The following is a 9,295-nucleotide window of genomic DNA, read 5'->3' as shown; positions in this document are numbered from 1 at the left end:
GAAACAAGGGCAAGGCCACCACTGAAGCGTTGGTGATTCTGTCACGTAAACTCGCTCGCATTGCGTTTGCCTTGATGAAAACGAAGACGAACTACGTCAGCAAAACGGCCTAAAAAGCTTGGTGAAACCCATAGAATCTCCCACACTTGTTTTGGCGTTGGCCTCGAACTCAGGCCTGCTTCTTGCGAATCCAGTACAGGTAAGTACCCGCTTCTTCGTGCTGGCTGACCAGTTCATGGTCGAGGAATACACAGAATTTGGGGATATCGCGCCGGGTCGACGGATCGGTGGCGATGACCTTGAGCAGGCCGCCAGGCGCCAGGTCACGGATGTGCTGGTGCAGCATCATCACCGGCTCAGGGCAATTGAGGCCGGTGGCGTCGAGGGTACCGTCAACCGGGGTATCGATCATTTCACTCATGGTTCACTCCTGAAACTGGCCGGCATTGTCGCGCATTGCCGGGTGTTCGGTCACCTGCGGTATTAAGCCACACACGCCTGTGGGAGCGAGCCTGCTCGCGAAAGCGCTGGGTCAGCCAATGATGTGTTGACTGACAGATTGCCTTCGCGAGCAGGCTCGCTCCCACAGGGTTCAGCGTTGTATCAGCGGGATCTGGCTTTCTTTGTGTCATGCCGGCGCAAATGGCAGGTCACTTCTTCGCGGTCGTGATACAGCTGTTTGCAGCCAATATCGACTTTGATCCCGCGTGCCTTGAAGCCATCTGCGATGCGTTCGAGCAAACGCTTCACTTCGGCATAACGCTGTTTCATCGGCAGCTTCAGATTGACCACCGCCTCGCGGCAATGGCCCTCGCCGATCCACTCTTCGAGCATCGCCGCGTTACGCGCCGGTTTCTCGACGATGTCGCAGACCATCCAGTCCACGGGCTGCTTGGGCTTGAAGGTAAAGCCGTCAGCCATCAGGTGCTGAACCAGCCCCGTGTCCATCAGGCTCTCGGCCATCGGGCCATTGTCGATGGCGGTCACCAGCATGCCGCGATTGACCAGTTGCCACGTCCAGCCGCCAGGCGCGGCACCGAGGTCGACACCGGTCATGTCGCTGTGCAGGCGGTCTTCCCATTGCTCACGCGGAATGAAGTGGTGCCACGCTTCTTCCAGCTTCAGCGTCGAACGGCTCGGCGCCTCGCGGGGGAATTTCAGCCGGGGAATGCCCATCGGCCACATCGCCGAGTTACCGGCATCGGCCATGCCAAGAAACACTTCGCGACCACTTTTGAAGGTCAGCAGCAGGCGCGGCTTGCTGGCGTCGTCCACCAGTTTGCCGGCAGCGGTCAGGGCTTTGCGCAGCGGGCCTTCGAACTTCTTGCAGAAGTTCGACAGTTCCTTGCCATCGTTGGTGTCGACCACCTCCAGCCACAGGCTGCCACAGACCGGGAATTCGGCCATGTGCGCGAGGATCACGCTGATGCGGTCGGTTTCCGGCAAATCGATGAAGACGCCGCGCGCCCATTGCCGTGGAAAAATAAGCTCGGCGAAACGCTGGCCGCGCATCAGGCGCTCGGCGCCGTCTTCTTCGGTGCAGACGAACTCGGCGTATGCCGTGGCCGCTTTGGCCTTGGCGTAACCGGCCACGTTCAGCTGGGCGGCGAGGTCGGAAATCTCCGAACAGACTTCGCCTTCGAAGCCTGGCCGGCAATGCATGAATAGGGTGTTCATTGTTACTCCTGGGCAAAGGACGAGGATTGGTCCCCTGCGCGCTGCTCAAGCCTTGCGTCACGGCAAAGCCTGTCACGAAAACCGGCGCATGATAGCCGATGTTGGAACCTTGGTTCTCGCCACGCAGTCCAGTTATTAGCCAGCTATTCAAAACAGGGCTAGGTTTAATGCTCTGTCCGTTTCCTCAGTCCGTAGCCGTGCGGACTCAAAGGAGTGCTCGTAATGCCGTCCCTCGATAGCCTGAAAACGCTCAAAACCCTACAAATCGACGACCAGACCTACCATTACTTCAGCCTGCCAGACGCCGCGAAGAGCCTCGGTGACCTCGACAAACTGCCGATGTCGCTGAAGGTGCTGCTGGAAAACCTGCTGCGCTGGGAAGACGAAAAAACCGTCACCGGCGCCGATCTCAAGGCCATTGCCGCATGGCTCAAGGAGCGCCGCTCCGACCGCGAAATCCAGTATCGCCCGGCGCGCGTCCTGATGCAGGATTTCACCGGTGTCCCCGCTGTGGTCGACCTCGCCGCCATGCGCGCGGCGATGGCCAAGGCCGGCGGCGATCCGCAGCGAATCAATCCGTTGTCGCCGGTGGATCTGGTGATCGACCACTCGGTGATGGTCGACAAATTCGCCTCGGCCAGCGCATTCGAGCAGAACGTCGACATCGAAATGCAGCGTAACGGCGAGCGTTATGCCTTTCTGCGCTGGGGTCAGAGCGCCTTCGACAATTTCAGCGTGGTGCCGCCGGGCACCGGGATCTGCCATCAGGTCAACCTCGAATACCTTGGGCGCACGGTGTGGACCAAGGACGAGGATGGGCGCACCTATGCCTTCCCCGACACATTGGTCGGCACTGACTCGCACACCACCATGATCAACGGCCTCGGCGTACTCGGCTGGGGCGTTGGCGGGATCGAAGCGGAAGCGGCGATGCTCGGTCAACCGGTGTCGATGCTGATTCCGGAAGTGATCGGTTTCAAACTCACCGGCAAGCTCAAGGAAGGCATCACTGCCACTGACCTGGTGCTCACGGTCACGCAAATGCTGCGCAAGAAAGGCGTGGTGGGCAAATTTGTTGAATTTTACGGTGATGGCCTCGCCGACCTGCCGCTGGCCGACCGCGCGACCATTGCCAACATGGCCCCGGAATATGGCGCGACGTGCGGGTTCTTCCCGGTCGACGAGGTGACGCTGGACTACCTGCGCCTGTCCGGGCGGCCCCCGGCTGTAGTCAAACTGGTCGAGGCGTACACCAAGGCGCAGGGCCTGTGGCGCCTGCCCGGTCAGGAACCGCTGTTCACTGACAGTCTGGCGCTGGACATGGGCAGCGTCGAAGCCAGTCTGGCCGGCCCGAAACGGCCGCAGGACCGCGTGTCGCTACCGAATGTCGCGCAAGCGTTCAGTGATTTTCTCGATCTGCAGTTCAAACCCACCAGCAAGGAAGAAGGTCGCCTGGAAAGCGAGGGCGGTGGCGGCGTCGCGGTGGGCAATGCCGATCTGGTCGGTGAAGCGGATTATGAATATGAGGGCCACACCTATCGGCTGAAAAACGGCGCCGTGGTCATTGCAGCGATCACCTCATGCACCAACACTTCCAACCCTAGTGTGATGATGGCTGCCGGGTTGCTGGCGAAAAAAGCCGTTGAGAAAGGCCTGACTCGCAAGCCGTGGGTGAAGAGTTCGCTGGCGCCAGGCTCGAAAGTGGTTACTGACTACTACAAGGCTGCCGGTTTGACGCAATACCTCGATCAACTCGGGTTTTCCCTGGTCGGCTACGGCTGCACCACCTGCATCGGCAACTCCGGGCCGCTGCCTGAGCCGATCGAGAAGGCCATCCAGAAAGCCGACCTCACCGTGGCCTCGGTGTTGTCCGGCAACCGCAACTTCGAAGGCCGCGTGCATCCGCTGGTGAAAACCAACTGGCTGGCCTCGCCGCCGCTGGTCGTCGCCTATGCACTGGCCGGCAGCGTGCGCAGCGACATCAGCAGCGAACCGCTGGGGCAAGACCAACAAGGCAATCCGGTGTACCTGCGCGACATCTGGCCGAGCAGCCAGGAAATCGCCGACGCGGTGAATCAGGTCAACACCGCCATGTTTCACAAGGAATACGCCGAGGTGTTCGCCGGCGACGAGCAGTGGCAAGCGATCGAAGTGCCACAAGCAGCGACGTACGTATGGCAGGACGATTCGACCTACATTCAACATCCGCCGTTCTTCGACGATATCTCCGGGCCGCTGCCGCAAATCGAGGATGTCAAAGGTGCGCGCGTGCTGGCACTGCTCGGCGATTCGGTGACCACCGACCACATCTCGCCCGCCGGCAACATCAAGGCTGACAGCCCTGCCGGGCGTTATCTGCGCGAGAAAGGCGTCGAGCCGCGTGACTTCAACTCCTACGGCTCACGGCGCGGCAACCACGAAGTAATGATGCGCGGCACGTTCGCCAATATCCGTATCCGCAACGAAATGCTCGGCGGCGAGGAAGGTGGTAACACGATCTATATTCCGACCGGTGAAAAACTGGCGATCTACGACGCGGCCATGAAATATCAGGCATCGGGAACGCCGCTGGTGGTGATTGCCGGGCAGGAGTACGGCACCGGTTCCAGTCGCGACTGGGCGGCCAAAGGCACCAACCTGCTCGGCGTCAAGGCGGTGATTGCCGAAAGCTTCGAACGGATCCACCGTTCGAATCTGGTGGGCATGGGCGTACTGCCATTGCAGTTCAAGCTCGACCAGAATCGCAAGAGCCTCAACCTGACCGGAAAGGAAACCTTTGAAATTCAGGGCCTGAGTGGTGTCGAGCTGACGCCGCGGATGAATCTGCCGCTGGTGATCACGCGTGAGGACGGGCGTGAGGAGAGGATCGAGGTGCTGTGCCGCATCGATACGTTGAATGAGGTGGAGTACTTCAAGGCTGGCGGGATCCTGCATTACGTGTTGCGCCAGTTGATTGCTTCATAACGCGTGTCTGACGCAGAAACACCGCCATCGGGCGGTGTTTCCATTTGCGCACTGCACTTTCCTGCAGGCGAAAAAAAACCCGCCGAAGCGGGTTTTTCCCAAGACCATTATCGACTCCCTGTCGGCAGCGATCCTTGCAATGGTCGATCGTCCTTGATCCTGAAACACTCCCTGTGTCTCAGTTGATGTGTGTAGATTACCCAGTGGATCCAATCAGCAATAGTCGTAAAAGCTACCAAAGCGTGTAAGACATTCGCCATAGACGTCCTTCCGAAAACCCTTAGTCGCGTCAGGCGCCACCGCTTTCACGGGCCCTGGCGCTTTCAGCGAGGAACTGCTCAAGCCTGTTCAACTGTTCCTCCCAGCCACGACTGTCCATGTAATAGGCCTCTTTCTGGCGAATATCGGGGATATGGGCAAATCCGGATTCAGAGACTTTCAACAGCGTGCCATTCTCGAAGTCTTCCAGCTCGAATCTGACCAGCGTGGTCGGCTCCTGGGAGTAATCAATCTTCGGATTGACCGCATACGGATGCCAGCGGAACGAAAACAACTGCTGCGGCTCGACCCGCTCGATCAGCACATTCCACAAGACGTGTTCATAACCCGGATAGGTGACCTGCCCTTGCGTCCATTCCCCGGCAATGAACCGACGGCCCTCCAGCGCCACGCCAAACCACTGGCCAAACGCCTCAGCATCGACCAGGGCACGCCAGACATGCGAACGCGGCGCCTTGAGCGTGATCTTGCGTTCGAAACTATTGGGTACTGGCTTCATACGTCACCTCCTGTTCTGAACACTAGGCTTGTATGACCACATGTCCAATGTGAAGTTGTATCAAAGCGGTGCAGCCACTTCCGAAAGGAAACATCCTGCTGCCATTTTTTGCCAGTGCCACGATGGATGCCGCCCCCCTTTCGCAGCGAAGCTGGTACCTTTGCCAGCGACATGAATGAAAAGGATTGCGTCATGCTGCCATCCCTTGCCGATCGTTATCGCGGTGCCCTGCTCGGTCTGGCGTGCGGCGACGCCGTAGGTACTACGGTTGAGTTCAAGCCACGGGGATCATTCCAGCCGTTGACCGACATGGTCGGTGGTGGCCCCTTCCACCTCGAACCCGGGCAATGGACCGATGACACCTCGATGGCGTTGTGTCTGGCGGAAAGCCTGCTGATCAAAAATGGATTCGACGCGGTTGATCAGATGGGCCGTTACCTCAATTGGTGGCAGTGGGGTTATCTCAGCTCAACCGGTGAGTGTTTCGATATCGGCACGACCGTCAGTCTGGCGCTGGCAAAGTATCAGCAAACCGCCGACCCCTTTGCCGGCTCGACCGACCCCTACAGCGCTGGTAATGGTTCGCTGATGCGCCTGGCTCCGGTGGTGCTGTTTTACTTTCCCGATGTCCAGCAGATCCAAACATTTGCTGCTGACAGTTCACGAACGACCCACGCCGCCCCGGAAGCCGTCGAGTGCTGCCAACTGTTGGCCTGCCTGATCGCTAACGCACTTGCAGGCGCAAGCAAAGCAGAGCTGCGCCGGCTGTCATCCGCCAGCTTCTCGCAGCCCAAGGTCGCGGCCATTGCCCGTGGCAATTACCTCAGTCTGTCCGAGGCGGATATCAAAGGCAGCGGCTACAGCGTGCAGTCGCTGGAAGCGGCGCTGTGGTGCTTTCAGCGTACGGACAGCTTTGCAGCAGCGATATTGCAAGCGGCCAATCTGGGCGATGACGCCGATACCACTGCCGCGATCACCGGTCAGTTGGCCGGCGCCTATTACGGCGCACAGGGCATTCCTGCGTATTGGCTGGCAAGACTGCACGACGGTGCAGAAATTACGGCTATAGCCGACCGTTTGCTCGCAGCTTCCCGAATGCGTCCGACTGAATAACCGCGGCGCAAACGCTACACTGCTCGGCACTTGACCTTCGATACAGCGAGATCTGACCATGTCCCCACGCCTGCTTTTGGCTTTGTCTCCGTTTCTGTTCTCCCCGTTCCTCCATGCCGCCGTTGACTGCGCGAATGCCAGCGATCAGGCGACGATGAATCAGTGTGCAGGCCAGGATTTCAAAGCGGCGGACAAGGAACTGAACACGGTGTATCAGCAGATCACCGCACGGTTGAAGGACAATCCGGATGGCAAGAAGCTGTTGGTCAATGCGCAGCGGGCATGGATCGGGTTTCGCGACGCGGAGTGCAAGTTTTCTGCGTCCGGAGTAGCAGGAGGGAGCGTCTATCCGCTGATTTACAGCAACTGTATGACCAGCGTGACGAAAACCCGGGTTGAATCGTTGAAGCAGTATCTGAAGTGCGAAGAAGGTGACATGAGCTGCCCGGTGCCGGGCGCCTGACATAGCGCTAAACCACAGACCCGCTCCCCAGTTGAAATGCTTTCACTGTGGGAGCGAGGCTGTCAGCCAGACACCGAACAAACACTGAACGGTCAAACGTGCGGATCCCCCGGTGCCTTGCTCGGCGCTGCGTACTGCGGCTTGAGATGACCGTCCTGATCAAGCAACCAGGCATCCATGATCTGCCGCACCACAGGCCCGGCGACACGACCACCGGCCTCGCCGTTTTCGATCATCACCGAAATGGCGATCTTCGGATGTTCGGCCGGGGCAAACCCTACAAACAAAGCGTTGTCGCGATGGCGTTCGAGGGTTTTCTCGCGGTTGTAGCGCTCCCCCTGCTTGATCGCTACCACTTGTGCCGTACCGCTCTTGCCGGCGATGCGGTATTGCGCACCGGCCGCGGCCGCGCGAGCGATGCCTCGGGCGTCGTGCATGACCATCTGCATGCCATGGTTGACCTGTTCCCAATCGCGCGGATCCTTGAGCAGGATATTCGGCATCGGATGCTCATCGACCGGCGCCACGCCATCGACCGTCTTGGCCAGATGCGGACGGTTCCACACACCTTTGTTGGCGATCAATGCCGTGGCCTGAGCCAGTTGCAGCGGCGTGACCTGCATATAGCCCTGACCGATACCGAGAATCACCGTTTCGCCCGGGAACCAGGCCTGGCGCCGGGTGGCGCGCTTCCAGGCTTGCGATGGCATCAGGCCGGATGACTCTTCAAACATGTCGAGAGAGACTTTCTCACCGAGGCCGAACATCGCCATGTAATCGTGCAGACGATCGATGCCGAGCTTGTGGGCCAGATCATAGAAGTAAGTATCGTTGGAGCGCATGATCGCGGCGTCCATGTCCACCCAGCCATCGCCGCTGTGGTTCCAGTTGCGGTACTTGTGATCGAAATCGGGGAGTTGGTAGTAGCCGGGGTCGAAGACGCGGGTCTGCGGGGTCACGACACCGGCATCCAGGCCGGCAATGGCCACCTCCGGTTTAATCGTCGATCCCGGCGCGTAGAGCCCGCGCAGCACACGGTTGAACAGCGGCCGGTCAATCGAGTCGCGCAGTGCTGAGTATTCTTTGGAGCTGATGCCCGTGACAAACAGGTTCGGGTCGAAGCTCGGATTACTGACCATGGCCAATACTTCGCCGGTCGACGGATCAAGCGCTACCACTGAGCCACGACGATCACCCAGCGCGGCTTCAGCCGCTTCCTGCAGTTTGACGTCGAGGCTGAGCACGATGTTTTTGCCCGGCACTGGATCGGTGTGTTTAAGCACCCGAAGCACCCTGCCCTGTGCGTTGGTTTCGACTTCCTCGTAACCGACGTGGCCATGCAACTGCGCTTCGTAAAAACGCTCGATGCCGGTTTTCCCGATGGACTGAGTGCCGCGGTACTCGACCGAATCCAGCGTTTTGGATTCTTTTTCGTTGATCCGGCCGACATAGCCGATCGAGTGGGCAAAATGCGCGCCGAGCGGATAATCGCGAACAAACTGCGGCTCGACATCGATACCCGGCAGACGAAACTCGTTGACGGCCAATACGGCGATTTGCTCTTCGGTCAGCTCATAGAACAGCGTCACCGGAGTAAAGGGGTGACGGGACTGCTTCATCGCTTTGTCGAAAACCGCGCGGTCCTCTGCGGGCAAATGCAGGAGGTTGATGACCTCGTCCAGTTCTTGATTGACGTCGCTGGCGCGTTCGCGGGTTATCGTCAGGTTGAAGCTGGGACGGTTATCGGCGAGCAGCACGCCGTTGCGGTCATAGATCAGGCCGCGAGTCGGCGGGATCGGCAAGACGTGGACGCGGTTGTTTTCCGAGATGGTCGAGTGATAGTCGAACTCTACCACTTGCAGGATATACAGGCGCGCGACCAAGGCGCAGCTAACGGCGAAGACGAACAAAGCGCAGGCAATCAACCGTTTGTTGACCAGACGCGTCTCTTTTTCGTGGTCCTTGATCGGGATGGCTTCAGGCATTTCTACAGCAACTCTTTGACATGAATGAGCGCCTATCCTTGAGCATGGCATCAGTCCGTTAAAAAACGAGCTGCACCATACCAAAAACTGCCCTATCACTTCAGGACGTTTTTTTAATCACGACCGCTGAAGCGGATCAATGCATTGGCGAAACTTTCTCGCAGGCAAAACAAAACCCCAACTGCTTACGCAATTGGGGTTTCGGAATTTAATCTTGACGATGACCTACTCTCACATGGGGAAACCCCACACTACCATCGGCGATGCATCGTTTCACTGCTGAGTTCGGGATGGGATCAGGTGGTTCCAACGCTC

7 protein-coding genes, 1 rRNA gene and 1 pseudogene are annotated in these 9,295 nt (G+C 58.8%); 4 read left to right on the top strand and 5 right to left on the bottom strand.

Going from position 1 to position 9,295, the window contains the following annotated elements; translation table 11 throughout:
* A pseudogene (locus tag ACGSLL_RS28095) lies at window positions 1-113 on the top strand (IS110 family transposase); the annotation flags it as partial.
* Between the two features lie 56 nt (window positions 114-169).
* On the opposite strand, the gene tusA reads toward ACGSLL_RS28095, so the two are convergent.
* Window positions 170-421, bottom strand: a complete 252-nt coding sequence (gene tusA, locus ACGSLL_RS28090) for a sulfurtransferase TusA (RefSeq protein WP_394508672.1) — start codon at window positions 419-421, stop codon at window positions 170-172.
* A 182-nt stretch (window positions 422-603) separates the two neighbouring features.
* Window positions 604-1,677 carry a 23S rRNA (cytidine(2498)-2'-O)-methyltransferase RlmM gene (gene rlmM / locus ACGSLL_RS28085; RefSeq protein ID WP_394508671.1) on the bottom strand — a complete coding sequence of 358 codons (1,074 nt, stop codon included), beginning with the start codon at window positions 1,675-1,677 and terminating at the stop codon, window positions 604-606.
* Window positions 1,678-1,899: 222 nt separating this feature from the next.
* On the opposite strand from rlmM, the gene acnA reads away from it, so the two are divergent.
* Window positions 1,900-4,641, top strand: coding sequence for an aconitate hydratase AcnA (acnA, locus tag ACGSLL_RS28080; protein WP_394508670.1), 2,742 nt, complete (start codon window positions 1,900-1,902; stop codon window positions 4,639-4,641).
* Window positions 4,642-4,930: 289 nt separating this feature from the next.
* On the opposite strand, the gene ACGSLL_RS28075 is transcribed toward acnA, so the two are convergent.
* On the bottom strand, window positions 4,931-5,419 hold the full coding sequence (locus tag ACGSLL_RS28075) for an SRPBCC family protein (RefSeq protein WP_394508669.1): 489 nt from the start codon (window positions 5,417-5,419) through the stop codon (window positions 4,931-4,933).
* 192 nt (window positions 5,420-5,611) lie between these two features.
* Between ACGSLL_RS28075 and ACGSLL_RS28070 the strand changes: the two genes are divergently transcribed.
* Both ACGSLL_RS28070 and ACGSLL_RS28065 read left to right on the top strand, forming a co-directional pair.
* Window positions 5,612-6,532, top strand: a complete 921-nt coding sequence (locus ACGSLL_RS28070; protein WP_394508668.1) for an ADP-ribosylglycohydrolase family protein — start codon at window positions 5,612-5,614, stop codon at window positions 6,530-6,532.
* 58 nt (window positions 6,533-6,590) lie between these two features.
* Window positions 6,591-6,995: a lysozyme inhibitor LprI family protein gene (locus ACGSLL_RS28065; RefSeq protein WP_394508667.1), complete on the top strand. Its 405-nt coding sequence runs from the start codon at window positions 6,591-6,593 to the stop codon at window positions 6,993-6,995.
* A gap of 92 nt (window positions 6,996-7,087) precedes the next feature.
* Here ACGSLL_RS28065 and mrdA read toward each other — a convergent pair whose 3' ends face one another.
* Window positions 7,088-8,980 carry a penicillin-binding protein 2 gene (mrdA, locus tag ACGSLL_RS28060; RefSeq protein WP_394508666.1) on the bottom strand — a complete coding sequence of 631 codons (1,893 nt, stop codon included), beginning with the start codon at window positions 8,978-8,980 and terminating at the stop codon, window positions 7,088-7,090.
* Window positions 8,981-9,192: 212 nt separating this feature from the next.
* Window positions 9,193-9,295: ribosomal RNA gene (gene rrf / locus ACGSLL_RS28055) — 5S ribosomal RNA — on the bottom strand; the annotation flags it as partial.

The organism is Pseudomonas retamae (genome assembly GCF_043496865.1).
GTDB classification, from domain to species: Bacteria; Pseudomonadota; Gammaproteobacteria; order Pseudomonadales; family Pseudomonadaceae; genus Aquipseudomonas; species Aquipseudomonas retamae.
This window is presented reverse-complemented; position numbering and strand designations above follow the sequence as displayed.

Excerpts from the sequence above, each read along its gene's own strand:
- tusA (WP_394508672.1), bottom strand. The coding sequence starts at position 421 with ATGAGTGAAATGATCGATACCCCGGTTGACGGTACCCTCGACGCCACC.
- rlmM (WP_394508671.1), bottom strand. The coding sequence starts at position 1,677 with ATGAACACCCTATTCATGCATTGCCGGCCAGGCTTCGAAGGCGAAGTC.
- acnA (WP_394508670.1), top strand. The coding sequence starts at position 1,900 with ATGCCGTCCCTCGATAGCCTGAAAACGCTCAAAACCCTACAAATCGAC.
- ACGSLL_RS28075 (WP_394508669.1), bottom strand. The coding sequence starts at position 5,419 with ATGAAGCCAGTACCCAATAGTTTCGAACGCAAGATCACGCTCAAGGCG.
- ACGSLL_RS28070 (WP_394508668.1), top strand. The coding sequence starts at position 5,612 with ATGCTGCCATCCCTTGCCGATCGTTATCGCGGTGCCCTGCTCGGTCTG.
- ACGSLL_RS28065 (WP_394508667.1), top strand. The coding sequence starts at position 6,591 with ATGTCCCCACGCCTGCTTTTGGCTTTGTCTCCGTTTCTGTTCTCCCCG.
- mrdA (WP_394508666.1), bottom strand. The coding sequence starts at position 8,980 with ATGCCTGAAGCCATCCCGATCAAGGACCACGAAAAAGAGACGCGTCTG.